14 protein-coding genes and 1 pseudogene are annotated in these 18,929 nt (G+C 73.7%); 8 read left to right on the forward strand and 7 right to left on the reverse strand.

All coding sequences use genetic code 11. The annotated features are described in order from the left end of the window. Positions 1-72: 72 nt before the first annotated feature. From IE118_RS04765 to IE118_RS04775, 3 genes and pseudogenes are all read left to right on the forward strand, one after another. Positions 73-1,119: a LacI family DNA-binding transcriptional regulator gene (locus IE118_RS04765; protein WP_189555947.1), complete on the forward strand. Its 1,047-nt coding sequence runs from the start codon at positions 73-75 to the stop codon at positions 1,117-1,119. A 411-nt stretch (positions 1,120-1,530) separates the two neighbouring features. Then, complete coding sequence (locus IE118_RS04770; RefSeq protein WP_189555948.1) at positions 1,531-2,331, forward strand: sugar phosphate isomerase/epimerase family protein; 801 nt, start codon at positions 1,531-1,533, stop codon at positions 2,329-2,331. Then, positions 2,328-2,611, forward strand: a pseudogene (locus IE118_RS04775) (hypothetical protein). Before IE118_RS04770 ends, IE118_RS04775 begins: the two are co-directional and overlap by 4 nt. Positions 2,612-2,666: 55 nt before the next feature. On the opposite strand, the gene IE118_RS04780 reads toward IE118_RS04775, so the two are convergent. Further along, a complete protein-coding gene (locus tag IE118_RS04780; RefSeq protein WP_189555949.1) occupies positions 2,667-3,596 on the reverse strand; it encodes an EamA family transporter in 930 nt (309 codons plus the stop codon). A 161-nt stretch (positions 3,597-3,757) separates the two neighbouring features. On the opposite strand from IE118_RS04780, the gene IE118_RS04785 reads away from it, so the two are divergent. The 3 genes from IE118_RS04785 to IE118_RS04795 all read left to right on the forward strand — a co-directional run bounded on the left by IE118_RS04785 (position 3,758) and on the right by IE118_RS04795 (position 7,621). Then, positions 3,758-4,675, forward strand: a complete 918-nt coding sequence (locus IE118_RS04785) for a LysR family transcriptional regulator (RefSeq protein WP_189555950.1) — start codon at positions 3,758-3,760, stop codon at positions 4,673-4,675. Positions 4,676-4,979: 304 nt separating this feature from the next. After that, positions 4,980-6,818, forward strand: coding sequence for a glycoside hydrolase family 3 protein (locus IE118_RS04790; RefSeq protein WP_189555951.1), 1,839 nt, complete (start codon positions 4,980-4,982; stop codon positions 6,816-6,818). 155 nt (positions 6,819-6,973) lie between these two features. Next, on the forward strand, positions 6,974-7,621 hold the full coding sequence (locus tag IE118_RS04795; RefSeq protein ID WP_189555952.1) for a hypothetical protein: 648 nt from the start codon (positions 6,974-6,976) through the stop codon (positions 7,619-7,621). 13 nt (positions 7,622-7,634) lie between these two features. Here IE118_RS04795 and IE118_RS04800 read toward each other — a convergent pair whose 3' ends face one another. The 3 genes from IE118_RS04800 to IE118_RS04810 all read right to left on the reverse strand — a co-directional run bounded on the left by IE118_RS04800 (position 7,635) and on the right by IE118_RS04810 (position 13,351). After that, positions 7,635-9,068 carry a S28 family serine protease gene (locus IE118_RS04800; protein WP_189555953.1) on the reverse strand — a complete coding sequence of 478 codons (1,434 nt, stop codon included), beginning with the start codon at positions 9,066-9,068 and terminating at the stop codon, positions 7,635-7,637. A gap of 96 nt (positions 9,069-9,164) precedes the next feature. Beyond that, entirely contained in the window at positions 9,165-9,551 is a 387-nt protein-coding gene (locus IE118_RS04805; protein WP_189555954.1) for a hypothetical protein, read from the reverse strand. 92 nt (positions 9,552-9,643) lie between these two features. Continuing rightward, complete coding sequence (locus tag IE118_RS04810) at positions 9,644-13,351, reverse strand: ABC transporter ATP-binding protein (RefSeq protein WP_189555955.1); 3,708 nt, start codon at positions 13,349-13,351, stop codon at positions 9,644-9,646. Between the two features lie 214 nt (positions 13,352-13,565). Between IE118_RS04810 and IE118_RS04815 the strand changes: the two genes are divergently transcribed. Further along, the gene (locus IE118_RS04815) at positions 13,566-14,390 is read left to right on the forward strand and encodes an endonuclease I family protein (RefSeq protein ID WP_189555956.1); all 825 of its coding nucleotides are present in this window, start codon (positions 13,566-13,568) and stop codon (positions 14,388-14,390) included. A gap of 90 nt (positions 14,391-14,480) precedes the next feature. On the opposite strand, the gene IE118_RS04820 is transcribed toward IE118_RS04815, so the two are convergent. Next, complete coding sequence (locus IE118_RS04820; protein WP_189555957.1) at positions 14,481-15,077, reverse strand: NADPH-dependent FMN reductase; 597 nt, start codon at positions 15,075-15,077, stop codon at positions 14,481-14,483. Between the two features lie 113 nt (positions 15,078-15,190). Here IE118_RS04820 and IE118_RS04825 point away from each other — a divergent pair, with 113 nt between their 5' ends. Further along, positions 15,191-16,030: a helix-turn-helix domain-containing protein gene (locus IE118_RS04825; RefSeq protein ID WP_189555958.1), complete on the forward strand. Its 840-nt coding sequence runs from the start codon at positions 15,191-15,193 to the stop codon at positions 16,028-16,030. 95 nt (positions 16,031-16,125) lie between these two features. On the opposite strand, the gene IE118_RS04830 is transcribed toward IE118_RS04825, so the two are convergent. Together IE118_RS04830 and speB are read right to left on the reverse strand one after the other, a co-directional pair. Continuing rightward, positions 16,126-17,811, reverse strand: coding sequence for a thiamine pyrophosphate-binding protein (locus tag IE118_RS04830; RefSeq protein WP_189555959.1), 1,686 nt, complete (start codon positions 17,809-17,811; stop codon positions 16,126-16,128). Further along, positions 17,808-18,776: an agmatinase gene (gene speB, locus IE118_RS04835; RefSeq protein ID WP_189555960.1), complete on the reverse strand. Its 969-nt coding sequence runs from the start codon at positions 18,774-18,776 to the stop codon at positions 17,808-17,810. Before speB ends, IE118_RS04830 begins: the two co-directional genes overlap by 4 nt. Positions 18,777-18,929: the final 153 nt, after the last annotated feature.

The following is an 18,929-nucleotide window of genomic DNA, read 5'->3' on the forward strand; positions in this document are numbered from 1 at the left end:
GCGAACAAACGGGCGTGGCGCCGTAGGGTCTGCTCGGAACGACGACGAAGACGCGCGACCGGAGGACGAGACATGACGGTGACCCTGGCGGACGTGGCGGCGCGCGCCCAGGTCTCACCCGCGACGGTGTCGCGCGTGCTCAACGGGAACTATCCCGTGGCCGCGTCCACCCGCGAGCGGGTGCTGAAGGCCGTGGACGAGCTGGACTACGTGCTCAACGGACCCGCGAGCGCGCTCGCCGCCGCCACGTCCGACCTGGTCGGCATCCTGGTGAACGACATCGCCGACCCGTTCTTCGGGATCATGGCGAGCGCCATCCAGGGGGAGATCGGGGGGCCGGGCGGGCGCGCGGGCGGGGAGAGACTCGCGGTCGTGTGCAACACGGGGGGTTCGCCCGAGCGCGAACTGACCTACCTCACCCTGCTCCAGCGGCAGCGGGCGGCGGCGGTGGTGCTGACCGGCGGCGCCATCGAGGACGCGCCGCACAAGGCGGCGACGGACGCGAAACTGCGGAAGCTGGCGGACGCCGGGACGCGGGTGGTGCTGTGCGGGCGGCCGCAGGCGCCGGAGACCGGGGCGATCGCGCTGACCTTCGACAACCGGGGCGGCGGGCAGGAACTCACCGAGCACCTCATCGGGTTGGGGCACCGGCGGCTCGGCTACATCGCGGGACCCCAGGAGCGGACCACGACCCGGCACCGGCTCGAGGGACACCGGGCCGCGCTGGCCGCGCACGGCATCGAGGAGGACCCCCGGTGGACCGTGCACGGGCAGTACGACCGGCGGTCGGGGTACGAGGCCACGCTCGAACTGCTGCGGCGTGACCCGTCGTTGACGGCCGTCGTCGCCGCGAACGACTCCGTCGCGCTGGGGGCGTGCGCGGCGCTGCGGGACTCCGGGCGGCGGATCCCGGACGACGTGTCGGTCGCCGGCTTCGACGATCTGCCGTTCAGCATCGACGTGGTGCCGGCGCTGACGACGGTGCGGTTGCCGCTGGCGGAGGCGGGGGCGCGGGCGGGGCGGATCGCCATGGGGCGGGAGGAGGCGCCGCCCGGGGGGATCGCGGTGGTGCGGGGGGAGTTGATGGTGCGGGGGTCCGTGGCGGGGCCGCGGGGGTAGTCGGGCCTGCCCGTTCCTGGGGGGCGGCCCCCGTGGGGGGTGTCTGTCGTTGCCTGCCGGGTGCGGGTGGGTGGTGGCCGGTCGCGCCGTTCCCCGCGCCCCTGAGGGGGTGGGGGTGGGGCGGGGTCTTCGAGGAGGCGGTTCCGCACGGGGCCGCGGGAGTGGCAGGGGTCGGCCCGCTGCCGGAACGCGGTGGGCGCGTCGCGGGTCGGGTGCGGGTGGGTGGTGGCCGGTCGCGCCGTTCCCCGCGCCCCTGAGGGGGTGGGGGTGGGGCGGGGTCTTCGAGGAGGCGGTTCCGCACGGGGCCGCGGGAGTGGCCGGGGTCGGTCGCGCAGTTCCCCGCGTCCCTGAGGGGGTGGTGGAGTAATGAGGAGGAGTCGAGCGGGCCGGTCGCGGGTAGTGTCCGTTTTTATGAAGCTGGCGTTCTCCACCCCCGGTGTCCCCGGCCTGCCCCTGACCGACGTGCTGGGCCTCGCAGCCGCGCACGGTTACCACGGTGTCGAGTTGCGCGCCCACGCGGAGGAACCCGTCCATCCGGGCCTCACTCCCGAACAGCGCGCCGACGTGGCCGCCGAGGTCAAGGCGGCCGGCCTGGAGATCCTGGGCCTGGCCGGTTACGTCCGGGTCGCCGCGCCCGGTGACGACGACACCGTCGTCGGGGAGATCCGGGCGCTCCTCGACCTCGCCCGGGACATCGGCGCCCCCTTCGTCCGGGTCTTCCCCGGCGGCGACGGCGGGGAGAACGCCGAGGAGGCGGACGCGACGGCCGCCCGGCGGCTGGGCACGGCCGCCGAGCACGCGACCGACGTGGGCGTACGCATCCTGCTGGAGACCCACGACTCCCACCCCACCGGCGCCGACGCGATGCGGGTGCTGGGGCTGGTCGGGCACCGGCAGGTGGGCGCGCTGTGGGACGTGATGCACACCTGGCTCGGCGGCGAGCAGCCCGTGGAGAGCTTCGCGGCGCTCTCGCCCCACCTCGGTTACGTCCAGGTGAAGGACATCGCCTCCGCCGACGACAGGACCCCGCTGCGGCTCGGCGCGGGGGTGCTGCCGCTGACGGACGTCGTGGAGACGCTGTCCCGGCACGGCTGGGACGGGTGGCTGTGCTGGGAGTACGAGAAGCGCTGGTACCCGGACGCGGCCAACTTCGCGGAACTGCTCACCCCCGGGCGGGAGCACCTGGCGCGGCTGCTGAACGAGTCCGCGTGATCGGTCCCGGCCTCCAGGTACGGCTCGCCCGGCCGTCACGGGACCTCGCTGCCGCCGAGCGCTGCTACGCCGGCGGTCTCGCCCTGGCCGTGCTGTGGCGCACCACTGAGCGGGTCCCGGGCGAGCATGACCTGCTGATGGTGGGACCGCCGGGGGCCGCCGACCGTCCGGTGGCGGCCGGCGGCACCCGGCGCACGACCCGTACGGGAAGGAGCACGGCGTGACGGTCGCCGGCCCGGACGGCTACCGCCTGGTGCTGAGCTCCCGCCTCCGGGGCTGACCGGCGGACGCCGGGCCGCCGCGGCGTCAGGCGCGCGGCCGGCCCGCGACCCGGTTCACCCGCCGACCGGGGTGCCCTCGGGGCGTGTCTCCGCGGTCCGCGGGGCCTCCGTGACCGGCACCGCCGGCCGCCGGCGCGGTGTCACCGACGCCAGCGCCACCCCGCCCACCAGCAGGGCCGCCGCCCACCACCGCAGCGGGGTGACGGACTCGCCCAGGAACAGGGCGGCCGAGGACATGCCGAAGACCGGGACGAGGAGGGAGAAGGGCGCGACCGTGGAGGCGGGGTGCCGGCGCAGCAGCCACCCCCAGGCGCCGAAACCGAAGACCGTGGCGACCCAGGCGACGAAGAGGACCGTGCCCGCGCCCCGCCAGTCCAGGGAGCGCAGCGCGTCGAGGTCGGCCGACGGGCCCTCGACGAGCAGGGAGAGGGCGAGCAGGGGGAGGACCGGGACGGTGCTCACCCAGATCATGAAGTTCAGGGCGTCCGGGGGTGCCGCCTTGCGGGTGAGGATGTTGGAGACGCCCCAGCAGGCGGCCGCCGCGACCACCAGGGTGAAGCCGAGCAGCGGGCCCGACGTGCCCTCGTCGACCGCCGCCACGCCGATCCCGGCCAGCGCCACCGCCATGCCGGCCAGACGGACCCGGGAGGGACGCTCCCCGAGGAGCGCGAAGGCGAACAGGGCCGTGAACACGGCCTGGATCTGGAGCACCAGGGAGGACAGCCCGCCCGGCATCCCCGCGTTCATCCCGACGAACAGCAGGCCGAACTTGGCCACGCCCAGCGCCAGTCCCACCCCCACGATCCACTTCCACGCCACCTTGGGCCGGCCCACGAGGAACACCGCGGGCAGGGCCGCGACGAGGAAGCGCAGCGCGGAGAAGAGCAGCGGCGGGAAGTGGTCCAGCCCGACCTCGATGACGGTGAAGTTCACGCCCCACACGGCGGTGACGAGGACGGCGAGGAGTACGTGGGCGGGTCGCATACGACGAGGATCACCGCCCGTCACCCTTCAGCACCAGCGACGATTCCTGCATGGTTGGATGAAGCAGCGCTAACCGATGCGCACCGCTCGCCCCTGACCGCCGCCGCCCGGAGACGCACCACCGGCCGACGGACCGTCACCGACCGACGGGAGTCGCCGTCATGCTCGACCTGCAGCGTCTGCGCGCCCTGCACGCCGTCTCGGTGCACGGCACCGTCGGTGCCGCCGCCGCGGCGCTCGGGTACACCTCCTCCGCCGTGTCCCAGCAGATCGCCAAGCTGGAGCGGGAGACGCGGACGGTGCTGCTGGAGCGGGAGGGCCGGGGGGTGCGGCTGACGGACGAGGCGCATCAGCTGGTGCGGGCCGCGCGGGAGCTGATCGCGATCGTGGAGCGGGCGGAGACCGAGCTGGAGGAGCGGCGCGGAGTGCCGGCCGGGCGGCTGACCGTCGCCGCGTTCGCGTCGGCGGCGCGCGGGCTGATGCCGGCCGTGCTGGCCGACCTGGCCCGCAGGCACCCGGCGCTCGACACCCGGCTCACCGAGATCGACCCCCACCTGTCCGTGGACCTGGTCGCCAAGGGCGCCGTGGACCTCGTGGTCGCGCACGACTGGGACATCGCGCCGCTGCCCGCCCCGGCGGGGGTGGAGCAGACGGTCATCGGGGACGACCTGTGCGACCTGCTCGTCCCCCGAGGACACCCGTTCGCGGGGCGTGCGGCGGTGCGGCGGGAGGAACTGGGCGGCGAGCGGTGGATCTGCCAGCCGCCGGGCCGGGTCTGCCACGAGTGGCTGGTGCGCACCCTGCGCGCGGCCGGGCACGAGCCGGAGATCGTCCACCAGGCGGACGAGAACCCCACCCTGGTCGCCCTGGTCGCGGCCGGGCTGGGCATCGCGCTGATCCCCCGGCTGGGCCGCGGCCCGCTGCCCGCGGGGGTGGTGGAGGTGCCGCTCGACCCCATGCCCGTACGACGGCTCTACGCGCTGTGGCGGACGGGGGCGGCCCGCCGGCCGGCGATCGCGGAGACGGTCCGCACCCTGGGCGCGCACTGGCCGGCGGTGTCGGCCCACACGCCCCGCTGACCCCCTCCCCCGGCTCCCGTCCCGGCTTCGGCCGGCGGGGAACCCGCCGGGGCCCGCGCCCGTCCCACCGGCACGCTGCCGGACGCGTCCGACGTGGTGCGGTGCCGGCCTCGCCGCCCCCGCGATCGCCGGCCCACCCCGCCGCACCACCCCCGGCGGCATGCCGTCGCCGGCGCCGCCCCCTCCCGCAGCGCCGGCGACGGCCCTCACCGGTTGCTGCGCATTCCCTTGACTGGCAGAAACTTCCCGGATATTGGTGACTTCCTGGCAGTTTCCTTCAAGGATGTCTCCCAAAGGAGCGCACGTGCCCGACAGCAGCACGGGAAGCAGCACCGCACGTCCGTCCAGACGTACCGTCCTCGCCGCGACGGCGGGCGTCACCACCGCCCTGGCGGCCGGCGGGACCGTCCACGCGGCCGCCGGCGCCCCCCGCCACGACGACCGAAGGCTGCGCGCCCTCATCTCCCGCATGACGCTGGAGGAGAAGGTCGGCCAGCTGTTCGTGATGCGGGTCTACGGCCACTCCGCCACCGACCCCGACCAGGCGGACATCGACGCCAACCTCAAGGAGATCGGTGTCCGCACGGCCGCCGAGCTGCTCGCCAAGTACCGGGTCGGCGGCATCATCTACTTCGCCTGGGCGCACAACACCCGTGCCCCGCACCAGATCGCGGACCTGTCCAACGGCATCCAGAAGGCCTCCCTCGGCCTGCCGCGCGGTCTCCCCGTGCTGATCTCCACCGACCAGGAGCACGGCATCGTGGCCCGGGTGGGCGAGCCCGCCACGCTGTTCCCGGGGGCGATGGCCGTCGGGGCGGGCGGGTCCCGTTCCGACGCGCGCGGGCTCGGCCGCATCGCGGGCGCCGAGCTGCGCGCGACGGGCATCCGCCAGAACTACTCCCCCGTGGCCGACGTCAACGTCAACCCGGCCAACCCGGTCATCGGCGTCCGCTCCTTCGGCTCCGACCCGCGGGCGGTCGCGGAGCTCGTCGCGGCGGAGGTCAGGGGCTACGAGTCGTCCCGCGTCGCCTCCACCGCCAAGCACTTCCCCGGGCACGGCGACACGGTCACCGACAGCCACGACGCGCTGCCGTACATCCACCACACCCGCGAGCAGTGGGAGGAGCTGGACGCTCCGCCGTTCCGGGCCGCGATCGCCGCCGGCATCGACTCGATCATGACCGCCCACATCGTCGTACCGGCCCTCGACGGCTCCGAGGACCCGGCCACCCTCTCCCGCCCCATCCTCACCGGCATCCTGCGCGAGGAGCTGGGCTACGACGGGGTGGTGGTCACCGACTCCCTCGGCATGGAGGGCGTCCGGACGAAGTACGGGGACGAACGGGTGCCCGTGCTGGCGCTGCAGGCGGGCGTCGACCAGCTCCTCAACCCGCCCTCCCTGGACGTGGCCTGGAACGCGGTCCTCGACGCCGTGCGCAGCGGCGAACTGACCGAGGCCCGGCTGGACGAATCGATCCTGCGGGTACTGCGGCTGAAGGCGCGGCTGGGCCTGTTCGAGGATCCGTACGTCTCGCACGAGGGCGTCGACCGCACCGTCGGCACCCGGGCACACCTGGCCGCCGCCGACCGGATCGCCGAGCGCGGCATCACCCTGCTCGTCAACGAGGGCGGTCTGCTGCCGCTGTCCCGGCGCAGGCAGCCGAAGCTGCTCGTGGCCGGTGCCGACCCCGCCTCCCCGTCCGGTACGACGGGACCGCCCACCGGGGTGCTCGCGGACGCCCTGACCGAGCTGGGCTTCACCGCCACCGCCCTGTCCACCGGCACGGCACCGTCGGCGGCGACGATCGCCAAGGCGGTCGCCGCCGCCCGGGACGCGGACGCGGTGGTCGTCGGCACGTACAACGTCGGTGCGTCGAGCAGTCAGAAGACACTCGTCGAACAGTTGTCGGCCACCGGGAAGCCGGTCGTCGCGGTCGCCATCCGCAACCCCTACGACGTGGCCCACCTGCCCCGCGTGGCGGCCTGCCTGGCGTCGTACTCCTGGACCGACGTCGAACTGCGGGCGGCGGCCCGGGTGATCGCGGGCAGGGTGAACCCGCGCGGGACGCTGCCGGTGCCCGTGCAGCGGGCCGACGACCCGGCGACGGCGCTGTACCCGGTCGGGTACGGGCTGAGGTTCTGACCGCCGGGCACGGGCACCGCCCCCTACCGTGTCGGACGTAGGGCGCATACGTCACACACCCGACACAGCGCACCCGCCGTGCGCAAAGCACCCCACATGTCTGGCGTGAGCCGGTTCGTCCGGTCACGCTGGACGGGGGTGTCCAGGGATTGGCGATGCGCGTGAGGACCAAGTGGTGGGCGCCGGCCGCAGCCGGAGCGGTGGGCGCGGTGCTGCTCACCGGCTGTCAGAGCGCGCCGGGCGGCGGCAGCGAGGGGGAGGGACGGTCTCTCGACCGGGCCCCGGCGGTGTCGCCGACACCGCTGCGCACCTCCGGCCACGGGGCGGTGTTCCTCGCGGTCGACGAGTGCAGTTCCTTCGGCCGGACCAGCTTCACCGAGATCTCCTGCGCCAGTGAACGGGCGGCGGCCCGGGTCGTCGCCCGCCACGACGGGACGGCGCGGGACGGGCCGCGCTGCCCGGCGACCACGGACTTCGTGCTGCACATCAGCGAACAGCGCCCGTCCCTGGACGAGGACGGCGACGGGGCGGTGCCGCAGGGCTACGCCTGCATGCGCCACCTCCAGCCGCCGCACCCCGGCGACCCCGGCGGCGGGGGCGGGCCGCGCACCATCGTCGGCGACTGCGTCTACGAACTGGGCGACGGCAAGGTCCGTGAGACCGCCTGCGACGGCAGCGGCGAGAAGCGGCCGCAGTTCGAGGTGACGAAGGCCGTGGCCACCCGGTCCGAGTGCCCGGCGGCCACGGCCCTCTACGTCCGGCTCGGCGGGACCGCACCGGTGGGCTGCGCCCGCCCGGTGTGATCCCGCCCCGGCCCTACGGGCGCAGCGTGCGCTGCCGCTCGACGTCCCGCTTGTCCAGCTTGGCGTCGAACTTCGCCAGCGGCTTGGCCGCCGCCGGGTTCTCCTGCACCGTCGCCGGGGCGACGTCCGCCCAGTCGAGGATGCGGGCCGTGGCGAACGCCTTCTCCTGCGCCACCAGACCGGCCACGTTGGCGCCGTGGTTCATGCCGGGCGCGGTGAACACGTACGAGTCGCGCGCGCCGTGCCCGACCCGGAACGGCTCGGCGCCCCACGGGTCGTTCTCGCCGTACACGAACAGCATCTGCCGTGCGTTGTGGCGGACCCAGGTGTCGACGTCCCGCATGGCCGACGGCTGGAACCTCATGTCGATCGAGCGGGGCACGAAGTTGCGCGGCGGCTGGTAGCCGTAGCGGATGTACTTCTTCTCGATGTGCGGGAAGTGGATGGTCGGCGCGCCCAGCTGCGTACCCGCCTGGTAGTAGTACGGCGTGTACGGGCTCAGGCCCTGGTCGGTGTAGAACGAGAAGCCGGAGATGGTGTCGACCGAGGTCCAGATCTCGTCGTCGGTGGCGTTCTTCGCGTCCGCCGGGATGTCCTGGCAGTCGGCGACGGTGCTGTACTGCCAGAAGCCCCACACGTAGTCCAGGACGACGGCCTCGTAGGCCCGGTCCAGGCTGCCGATGGTGTCGAAGGTGTAGCCGTTCTCGGCGGCGACCGCCGCGTACTTCTCCTTCAGCGGCGCCCGGCGCACCAGCGCCTCGCGCTGCACGCCGTTCAGCCGGTCGCGGCACTCCTGGGTGCCGACGGTGCGGAAGAAGCGGTCGTAGGCCGAGTCCTCCTTGTTCACCACGTCGTTGGGTGCGACGTAGGCGACCACGCCGTCCATGTCGCGCGGGTAGAAGCGCTCGTAGTAGGTGGCGGTCATGCCGCCCTTGGAGCCGCCCGTGGAGATCCAGTTCTCGCTGTAGATCTTCTTCAGCGCCGTGAAGATGCGGTGCTGGTCGCTGGCGGCCTGCCAGATGTCCAGCTTCGACCAGTCGGCCGGCTCGGGCCGGGACGGCGTGAAGAAGCGGTACTCCATGGAGACCTGGTTGCCGTCCACGATCTGCGTCGGCTCGGCGCGGCGCGGCGTCGTGGAGACGCTGTAGCCGCCCGTGTAGAAGACGGTCGGCCGCGCGGTGTCCTTGTGCAGCACGGTGATCCGCTGCTCGAACGTGCCCTTGGAGGGCCTGCGGTGGTCGACCGGCTGGGTGTAGTTGAGGACGAAGAAGCGGTACCCGGTGTACGGCTTCTCCTCGATCAGGCTCATGCCCGGAACGGAGAGCAGCCTCTCCTTGATGTCAGTGGTGCCGGTGGCCTCCGGCTCGGCGGCGGTGGCCGCCCCGGCCGTACTCAGTGTGCCTATGAGCACCGTGAGCGCCAGCAGCCATCTGAGCGCCTTGCGCATGCGCACTCCCCTGTGAGACAGATGTGCGCCGGAAGCTATCGGACCAACTCGTCACAGCAACAGGGGACATAGGGATATCCCTCGGTCGGCGCGCCGTCAGCAGAGGATCCAGCCGGAACTGACGGACCCCGTCGCGACGCTGCCCTTCACCCACACGCAGCGGCGGCCGGCGTGCACGGTCACCGGGCCCGCGTGGTACTTGAAGCGGCCCTGGTCGACGACCGGGCGGCCCCCGCGCGCCCGCACGCTCACCGACATCCTCCGCTGGGTGCCCTGCTTCTTGGCGACGGTGACGGCACAGACGTAGCCACCCCGCTTGTAGACCTCCACCGACCCCGTGGCGAACGGCAGGGTGCGCACCTTGCGCCCCGGGCACGGGGCGGCGGCGTGCGCGTCCCCCGGCGCCGCGACGGCGAGCAGCCCCGCGGCGGTCAACACCGCGAGACCCGTCGCGAGGTGCCGGCGTATCGCTGAACTGCCCACGGTGGTCCTCCCGTACCGCGCCCTCCGCGCCAGGCGGCGTACGGAAGTACGGACGCAGGACGTAGGTCCGATGGTTGCCCGTGCGGCCGCCGTCACGCCGGGGCCGGCACGTCCTCCCCGACGAACGTCCGCCACAGCGCCGCGTACCTGCCGCCGCGGCGGAGCAGTTCCTCGTGGGTGCCGTCCTCCGCCACCCGGCCGTGGTCCATGACGACGACCCGGTCGGCGCGGGCCGCGGTGGTCAGGCGGTGGGCGACGACCAGGGTCGTGCGGCGGCCCGCCAGCCGGTCGGTCGCCTGGTTGACCTGCGCCTCGGTGGCGAGGTCCAGGGCGGCGGTGGCCTCGTCGAGCAGCAGGACGTCCGGGTCGACCAGTTCGGCGCGGGCCAGGGCGATCAGCTGGCGCTGTCCGGCGGAGAGGTTGCGGCCGCGTTCGGCGACCTCGTGCAGGTAGCCGCCCTCCAGCGTGGCGATCATCTCGTGGGCGCCGACCGCGCGGGCCGCCGCCTCGACCTCGGCGTCGGTGGCGTCCGGGCGGCCGTAGGCGATGGCGTCGCGGACGGTGCCGGGGAAGAGGTACGCCTCCTGCGGTACGACCCCGAGCCGGTGCCGGTAGGCGGTCAGGTCCAGGTCCCTGAGGTCCGTGCCGTCGGCGGTGACCCGCCCGGCGGTGGGGTCGTAGAACCGGGCGACCAGCTTGACCAGGGTGGACTTGCCCGCGCCGGTCTCGCCGACGAAGGCGACGGTCTGCCCGGCGGGGATGGTCAGGTCGATGCCCTCGAGCGCCTCCTCGCCGTCCCCGTACGCGAAGTGCACGTCCTCGAAGGCGATCTCGCCGCGCAGGGAGGTGACGGGCAGCGGCTTGCCGGCCTGCTCGGTGGAGGTCGGCTCGCGCAGCAGCTCCTGGATGCGGCCCAGCGAGACGGACGCCTGCTGGTAGCCGTCGAAGACCTGGGAGAGCTGCTGCACGGGCGCGAAGAACAGGTCGATGTACAGCAGGTACGCCACCAGCGAGCCGATCGCCAGCGTCCCGTCGTCGACCCGTGCCCCGCCCACGACCAGCACCGCCACGGCCGCGACCGAGGACAGCAGCTGCACGAACGGGAAGTACACCGAGATCAGCCACTGGCCCCTTATGCGGGCGCTGCGGTAGTCGGCGCTGCGCCCGGCGAACCGGCGGCCGCCGTCCCGCTCGCGGCGGAACGCCTGCACGATCCGCAGCCCGGACACCGACTCCTGGAGGTCGGCGTTGACCGCCGACACCCGCTCGCGGGCCAGTTCGTACGCCTTCACGCTGGCCCGGCGGAAGAAGTAGGTGGCGACGATCAGCGGGGGCAGGGTGGCGAAGACGACGAGGGCGAGCTCGACGTCCAGCACCAGCAGGGCGACCATGATGCCGAAGAAGGTGACCACCGAGACGAACGCGGTGACCAGACCCGTCTGGAGGAACGTGGACAGCGCGTCGACGTCCGTGGTCATCCGGGTCATGATCCGGCCGGTCAGCTCGCGCTCGTAGTAGTCCAGGCCGAGCCGCTGGAGCTGGGCGAAGATCTTCAGCCGCAGCGTGTACAGGACGCGTTCGCCGGTGCGTCCGGTCATGCGGATCTCGCCGGTCTGCGCGGCCCACTGGAGGAGCACGGTGAGCAGGCCGAGCAGGGCGGCCGCCCAGACCGCGCCGAGGGCGGCCTGCGTGACGCCCTGGTCGATGCCGTGCCGGATCAGCACCGGCAGCAGCAGGCCCATGCCGGCGTCCACGGCGACCAGGCCGAGGCTGATGAGCAGGGGGGTGCGGAAGCCGCGCAGGAGACGGCGCAGGCCGTAGGAGTCCTCGGGGCGGACGGCCTGCCGCTCGTCGACGTCGGGGACGTCGTCGGCCGGGGGCAGGGCCGCCACCTGGGCGAGGAGCTCCGGGGTGGCCGGGGCGTCGGCGAGGGCGGCGTCCCGGGGTTCGCGGTCGCCGGTCCACAGCCGAGGGGTGACGCCGCGCTCGGCGTCGAACTCGGCGTCCAGCTCCTCGCGGACGGAGGTGTCCTCCTCCTGCGGCCCGGCGGGCGGGGTGTGGCCCGGGGAGACGGCGCCCAGCTCGTCGGGGTCGGTGAGCAGGCGGCGGTAGAGGGCGGAGCGGCGCTGCAGCTCCTCGTGGGTGCCGAGGTCGGCGAGCCGGCCGCCGTCGAGGACGGCGATGCGGTCGGCGAGGTTGAGGGTGGAGCGGCGGTGGGCTATCAGCAGCGTCGTACGGCCGCGCATGACGCTCTTGAGCGCCTCGTGGATCTCGTGCTCGACGCGGGCGTCCACGGCGGAGGTGGCGTCGTCCAGGACCAGCAGCCGGGGGTCGGTGAGGATCGCGCGGGCGAGGGCGACGCGCTGGCGCTGGCCGCCGGAGAGGGTCAGTCCGTGCTCGCCGACGGCTGTGTCGTAGCCGTCGGGCAGCTCGTCGATGAACCGGTCGGCCTGGGCGGCGCGGGCGGCGGCGGTGATCTGCTCGTCGGTGGCGTCGGGGCGGCCGTAGGCGATGTTGGCGCGCACGGTGTCGGAGAAGAGGAAGGAGTCCTCGGGGACCAGCCCGATCGCGGCGCGCAGGGACTCGGTGGTCAGCTCGCGGACGTCGTGGCCGCCGACGAGGACGGCGCCGCGGGTGACGTCGTAGAAGCGCGGCAGGAGCAGGGAGACGGTGGACTTGCCGGAGCCGGACGTGCCGACGACGGCGAGGGTCTCGCCGGGGCGGATGGCGAAGGAGAGGCCGTCGAGGACCGGCCGGCCGGGGTCGTAGCCGAAGGAGACGTCGTCGAACTCGACGGTCGCCGGGGCGTCGGCGGGCAGCTCCTTGGTGCCGTCGCTCAGGGACGGCTCGGTGTCGATCAGCTCCAGGACGCGTTCGGTGCCGGCCCGGGCCTGCTGGCCGACGGTGAGGACGACGGCGAGCATGCGGACCGGGCCGACGAGCTGGGCGAGGTAGGTGGAGAAGGCGACGAACGTGCCCAGCGTGATGTGCCCGCCCACGGCGAGCCAGCCGCCGAGCGCCAGCATCGCCACCTGGCCGAGCGCGGGCACGGCCTGCAGGGCGGGGGTGTAGCGGCTGTTCAGCCGGACGGTGCGCAGCCGGCCCGCGAACAGCCGCCGCCCGACCTCGCGCAGCTTGCCGGTCTCCTGCTCCTCCTGCCCGAAGCCCTTCACCACGCGCACGCCGCCGACCGCGCCGTCCACCACCGAGGCGACGGCGCCCGCCTGCGCCTGCGCGTACCAGGTGGAGGGGTGCAGCCGGGTGCGGCTGCGCCGGGCGATCCACCACAGGGCGGGGGCGACGGCGAGGGCGACGGCGGTGAGCGGCAGGGACAGCCACGCCATGATGACCAGGGAGATCAGGAAGAGCAGCAGGTTGCCGATGGTCATCGGCAGCATGAAGAGCAGACCCTGGATGAGCTGGAGGTCGCTGGTGGCGCGTCCGACGACCTGCCCGGTGGACAGCTCGTCCTGACGTCTGCCGTCGAGCCGGGTGATCGTGTCGTACATCTCGGTGCGCAGGTCGTGCTGCACGTCGAGGGCGAGCCGCCCGCCGTAGTAGCGGCGGACGTAGGTGAGGACGTAGACGACGAGGGCGGCGCCGATGAGCAGACCGGCCCAGAGCGCCATGTCCCTGGTCCCGTCGCCGATCACGTCGTCGATGATCACCTTGGTGATCAGCGGGACCAGCGCCAGTACGGCCATGCCGCCGAGGGACGCTCCCAGGGCGAGGACCACGTCCTTGGGATGACGCCAGGCGTAGCCGGTCAGTCGCCGTCCCCATCCCCGTTGCGGTGTCACGCGGGTGCCCTCCGATCGTCCTGATCTGCCGCAAGGCACCAACGCGGCCGGCGGCGGATTTCATCCCTCCGCACCGTCCGGGGTCGTACACGCCCAGCGGAGTGACGTGTTCTCGTCACGCAATCGCCACGTTCCCTCCACTCACCTGACTGCATGTGCATGCCACTCTCTCGGGTATCTCCCTCGTGCAACCCGCGTAGATCGGACACCCCACATGCTCGCGATACGCCTCCACCGCCGCCGCCGCACCGCCCTGGCGCTCGCCACGGCCACGGTCCTCGCCGGCCTGACCGTGCCCGCCGTGACCACCACGACGGCCACGGCCACCACCACCGCGGCCACGACGGCCGGCTACGACGACGCGTACTACGACGGTGCCGCCGGCAAGTCCGGCGAGGCCCTCAAGGACGCCCTCCACACGATCATCAGCGACCAGACCGAGCTGTCGTACTCGGCCGTCTGGGACGCCCTGAAGGTCACCGACCAGGACCCGGGCAACAGCAGCAACGTGATCCTGCTGTACTCGGGCATCTCCCGGAGCAAGTCCCTCAACGGCGGGGACACCGGCGACTGGAACCGCGAGCACGTGTGGGCCAAGTCCCACGGCGACTTCGGCACCTCCACCGGACCCGGCACCGACATCCACCACCTGCGCGCCGAGGACGTCCGGGTCAACTCGATCCGCGGCAACAAGGACTTCGACGACGGCGGCAGCGGCTTCACCGACGGCGGCGGCAGCCTCACCGACTCCGACTCCTTCGAGCCCCGCGACGCCGTCAAGGGCGACGTGGCCCGCATGATCTTCTACATGGCGGTCCGCTACGAGGGCACCGACGGCTGGCCCGACCTGGAGGTCAACGGCCAGGTCGACAACGGCAGCAACCCCTACATGGGCAGGCTCGCCGTGCTCAAGGCCTGGCACCAGGAGGACCCGCCGGACGCCTTCGAGCAGCGCCGCAACGACGTCATCCACGACTCCTACCAGCACAACCGCAACCCGTTCATCGACCACCCGGAGTGGGTCGAGTCGATCTGGTAGGCGCCGGGCGGCCCGCGCGACGGTCCCGCCCCCGCGCGGGCGGGGTGGGCCCGGGCACCCGCCGACCCGGACCCCCGCCCTCCCGGGCCCTCACCCCGGGTAGGGGACCGTCTCGCGGGCCGTGCGGAGGGCGCCGGCCCACCAGGCGAGCTGGTGCAGCAGCTTCTTCGCGTAGCCGGCGGACTCCGCGTCGAGGGGGCGGCCGTCCTCCCAGGCCACCCGGTTCAGCGGGAAGGCGAGACCGTCGCGGATGGTGACCGCGTGCAGTTCGGTCAGTACGTTCTCCAGGTGCAGGGCGGCGTGCCGGCCCCCCGCACCGCCTCCATAACTGACGAAGGCCACGGGCTTGGCCGCCCACTGGGTGTAGTGCCAGTCGATCGCGGCCTTGAGCGAGGCCGGGTAGCTGTGGTTGTACTCCGGCGTGACCATGATGAAGGCGTCGGCGCCCGCCAGGGCCTCCGTGAGCGGGGCCATGGCGGCGGGGCGCGGGTAGGAGTCGCCGGCCACCGACGGGTAGGCGTCCGGCAGGGCCAGGGGAATGTCGAAGTCGGCCAGGTCGACGACGTCGACGTCGAATCCGCCGTGCTCGCGGGCCTGCCCGGCGACCCACGAGCCGACCACGGGAGCGAACCGGCCCTTGCGGACGCTGCCGACGACGACCACGAGCCTGTGCTTGGTGTTGTCCATGCGTCCCACCCTGGAACCGTCTCGCGGGGGCAGCCAGACCGTGCTCAGGCTGGCCCCGACAGGGCCACCCTGAGCCCTCCGCGCGGGCCGGGAGCCGCCCTATGCTCGGGTCCATGGGGACACCGCTGGGCGACTTCGTCCGGATCAAGCGCGACAGTGTGCAGCCGGAGCAGCTGGGGCTGCCGGACCACGGCCGCCGCCGCTCGCCCGGCCTGCGCCGCTCGGACGTGGCCGCGCGCGCCGGGATCAGCGTCGAGTACCTCACCCGCATCGAGCAGGGCCGCGACCGCAACCCCTCGGTCGCCGTGCTGCACGCGCTGGGCGACGCGCTGGCCCTCAACACGGCGGAGCGCGAGCACCTGCGCTACCTCGCCAAGGTCTCCGGTGACGAGTGCACCGGTCACCTCGGGCCCGAGCCGGTGCGCCGGCACGTGCGCCCGTCCGTACGGGAGACCCTCGGACTCCTGGAACCGGGCATCGCGGTGGTCACCAACCGCCTCGGTGACCTGCTCGCCTGGACCGGGGCCTACGCGGCCGTCGCGGACGGCACGGGACTGCTGGAGGGCGACGCCCCGAACCTCACGCGCTACGTCTTCACCGACCCCCGGGCGAAGCGGCTCTTCCCCGACTGGGACGACGTCGCCGACGAGCAGGCGTTCGACCTGTGGCTCGGCCCGAGGGCCGAGAACGCGGAGTGGCTCGCCGCCGAGCTGACCCCCGCCGCCGGACCCGAGTTCACCCGCCGCCTGAACTCCCACGTGGTCCCGGCCCGCGGGGTGCTGCGGCTGGACCATCCGGCGGGCGGGGCGCTGCGGCTGCGCCGCCAGACGCTCGATCTGCCCGACGACGCGCAGCAGGTGCTCGTCCTGCTGCCGGCGGACGAGGAGACCGCCCGAGCGGTGGACCGGCTCCGCGACCGGTCCCGTCACGGAGGGCTGCGGGCCATTTCCTAGGCACCGCGGCGGCCCCCGGAGAGGGCCACGGGCGCCGGCCCGGGTGCGTGCGGGTCACCCGTCGGCGGGCCCGCGCGGCGCGGCCGGCCCGCCCCTCACCCCAGGTGCGTGGGGGCGAACATGCGGAGGACCGCGGGGAGGACGACGACCGCCGGGCCCGGGGTCGCCAGCGCCTGGGCGAGGTCCTGTTCCAGGGTCTCGGGGCCGGTGCGCAGGCCCGGCACGCCGAAGGACTCCGCCAGGGCGACGAAGTCCGGGCGGGTCAGCTCCGTCGCCGTGGACTCGCCGAAGGCGTCCGTCATGTACTCGCGCAGGATGCCGTAGCCGCCGTCGTCGACGATCAGCCAGGTGACGTTCAGGTCGTACTGGCGGGCGGTGGCCAGTTCGGCGACCGAGTACAGGGCGCCGCCGTCCCCGGAGACCGCGAGGACCGGGCGGGTGGGGTCGGCGACCGCCGCGCCGAGGGCGGCCGGGAAGCCGTAGCCGAGGCCTCCGGCGCCCTGGGCGGAGTGCAGGTGGTTGGGCCCCATGGCGTCGAACGCGGACCAGGCCCAGTACGTCAGGATCGTCATGTCCCAGAAGGACGGCGAGTCGGTGGGCAGGGCCCGGCGGACCGCGGCCAGCACGTGCTGTTCCAGGGTGAGGTCCTGCGCGGCGATGCGTGCGCGCACCCGGTCCAGCACCTCCCGCACCCGCTCCGGGGCGCCCCGGTCCTCCCGGGGCTCCACCGTTTCCAGGAGCGCCTGGAGGGCGAGGCGGGCGTCGGCGTGGATGCCGAGTCCCGGGTGGTTGGACTCCACCTTGCCGAGGTCGGCCTCGATCTGGATCACCCGGCCGCGGGGCACGAACGTGTGGTAGTTCGAGGAGAGTTCGCCGAGCCCCGAGCCGACGACGAGGAGGACGTCCGCGTCCTCCAGGAAGTCGGTGGTGTGCCGGTCCTCCAGCCAGGACTGGAGCGACAGCGGGTGCGTCCAGGAGAAGGCGCCCTTGCCGCCGGGAGTGGTGACCACCGGGGCCTGGATCCGCTCGGCGAGCTGCTTGAGCTTGCCGGAGGCGTCGGAGCGGACCACTCCCCCGCCCGCGATGATCGCCGGACGCTCGGCGTGCGCCAGCAGGTGCGCGGCGAGCGCGGTGAGTTCGGGGCGCGGCGGCAGCTCGTCCGGGGTGGCGTCCATCGCGGTCACCACCGGCAGGACCGTCTCCGCGAGGAGGACGTCCTGCGGGATCTCCACCCACACCGGCCCGTGCGGGACGGTCAGCGCCGACTTCCACGCCTCCGCGATCGCCGAGGGGATCTGCGAGGCCGTCCGCACGGTGTGCACGGACTTGACCACGCCGCGGAACGAGGCCGACTGGTCGGGGAGTTCGTGCAGGTAGCCGTGGCGTCCGCCGCCGAGGCCCGCCGTCGGGACCTGGCTGCCGACCGCCAGCACGGGGGCGGACGCGGCCGCCGCCTCCTGGAGCGCCGCCAGGGAGGTCAGCGCGCCCGGTCCGGTGGACAGCAGCAGCGGGGCGGCCTCGCCGGTGACGCGGCCGTACGCGTCCGCCGCGAAGCCGGCGTTGTTCTCCATCCGCAGGCCGACGTAGCGCAGGTCGGAGCGGCGCAGGGCGTCGAACACGCCGAGGGCGTGCTGGCCGGGCAGGCCGAAGACGGTGGTCGCGCCGAGCCCGGCCAGGGTCTCCACGACCAGGTCCCCGCCGGTGCGGCCGGGAGGCGGGTCGAGGGCCGCCTCCGTCTGCGCGGCGGTGGGGCGGAGCACCAGGTCGTGGTCGTGGGTCACTTCGCGCGGGCCTCTGCAATCTGGCGGGACATGATCGTGGTCAGCTCGTAGGCGGTGTGGGAGGCGGCGACCGAGGTGATCTCCGCGTGATCGTACGCGGGCGCCACCTCGACGACGTCCGCCGAGACCAGGTTGCAGGAGGCCAGCCCGCGCAGGATCTCGAGGAGCTCGCGGGAGGTCATGCCGCCGGCCTCGGGGGTGCCGGTGCCGGGAGCGTGCGCCGGGTCCAGGCAGTCGATGTCGATGGAGATGTACAGCGGGCGGTCGCCGATGCGCTGGCGGAGCTGGTCGGCGACCTCGTCGGCGCCCCGCCGGTAGACGTCGGCCGAGGTGACGATGCCGAAGCCCATCTTCTCGTCGTCGGTGAGGTCCTGCTTGCCGTAGAGCGGGCCGCGCGTACCGACGTGGGACAGGGCGGAGGTGTCGAGGATGCCCTCCTCCACCGCGCGGCGGAACGGGGTGCCGTGGGTGTACTCGGCGCCGAAGTAGGTGTCCCAGGTGTCGAGGTGGGCGTCGAAGTGGAGCAGGGCGACCGGTCCGTGCTTCTTCGCGACCGAGCGCAGCAGGGGCAGCGCGATGGTGTGGTCGCCGCCGAGGGTCATCAGGCGGGCGCCGGTGCCGAGCAGGTCGTCCGCGGCGGCCTCGACGGTCTCCACGGCCTCGTTGATGTTGAACGGGTTCACGGCGATGTCGCCGCCGTCCGCGACCTGGGCGAGGGCGAAGGGGGACGCGTCCTGCGCGGGGTTGTAGGGGCGCAGCAGCCGGGACGCCTCGCGGATGGCGTTGCCGCCGAAGCGGGCGCCCGGGCGGTAGGAGACGCCCGAGTCGAACGGCACGCCCACGACGGCGACGTCCGCGCGGCCGACCTCGTCGAGGCGGGGCAGCCGGGCGAAGGTCGCGGGCCCGGCGTACCGCGGGACGCGGGAGGAGTCGACGGGGCCGCGGGGCGTCTCGCTGCTGCTCATGAGGTCATGCCTACTTTCCTGGTCTTCGCCTGGCGCGCGCGTCCGCCCGGACGCACGGGCCACTGGTCTCTCCCGACCATAAGAGGGCGGAAAGCATCTGCGAAGTGTACGTTTCCTCCATTCCCGTCGCGCGGAGTGGAGGAAGTGTCCAGC

The organism is Streptomyces pilosus, from assembly GCF_014649835.1.
GTDB classification, from domain to species: Bacteria; Actinomycetota; Actinomycetes; order Streptomycetales; family Streptomycetaceae; genus Streptomyces; species Streptomyces pilosus.

What these genes read in the sequence shown, in the direction of transcription:
- IE118_RS04795 (WP_189555952.1), top strand. Translation starts at nt 6,974, where the DNA reads ATGCGCGTGAGGACCAAGTGGTGGGCGCCGGCCGCAGCCGGAGCGGTG.
- IE118_RS04765 (WP_189555947.1), top strand. Translation starts at nt 73, where the DNA reads ATGACGGTGACCCTGGCGGACGTGGCGGCGCGCGCCCAGGTCTCACCC.
- IE118_RS04825 (WP_189555958.1), top strand. Translation starts at nt 15,191, where the DNA reads ATGGGGACACCGCTGGGCGACTTCGTCCGGATCAAGCGCGACAGTGTG.
- IE118_RS04820 (WP_189555957.1), bottom strand. Translation starts at nt 15,077, where the DNA reads ATGGACAACACCAAGCACAGGCTCGTGGTCGTCGTCGGCAGCGTCCGC.
- IE118_RS04770 (WP_189555948.1), top strand. Translation starts at nt 1,531, where the DNA reads ATGAAGCTGGCGTTCTCCACCCCCGGTGTCCCCGGCCTGCCCCTGACC.
- speB (WP_189555960.1), bottom strand. Translation starts at nt 18,776, where the DNA reads ATGAGCAGCAGCGAGACGCCCCGCGGCCCCGTCGACTCCTCCCGCGTC.
- IE118_RS04815 (WP_189555956.1), top strand. Translation starts at nt 13,566, where the DNA reads ATGCTCGCGATACGCCTCCACCGCCGCCGCCGCACCGCCCTGGCGCTC.
- IE118_RS04780 (WP_189555949.1), bottom strand. Translation starts at nt 3,596, where the DNA reads ATGCGACCCGCCCACGTACTCCTCGCCGTCCTCGTCACCGCCGTGTGG.
- IE118_RS04785 (WP_189555950.1), top strand. Translation starts at nt 3,758, where the DNA reads ATGCTCGACCTGCAGCGTCTGCGCGCCCTGCACGCCGTCTCGGTGCAC.
- IE118_RS04800 (WP_189555953.1), bottom strand. Translation starts at nt 9,068, where the DNA reads ATGCGCAAGGCGCTCAGATGGCTGCTGGCGCTCACGGTGCTCATAGGC.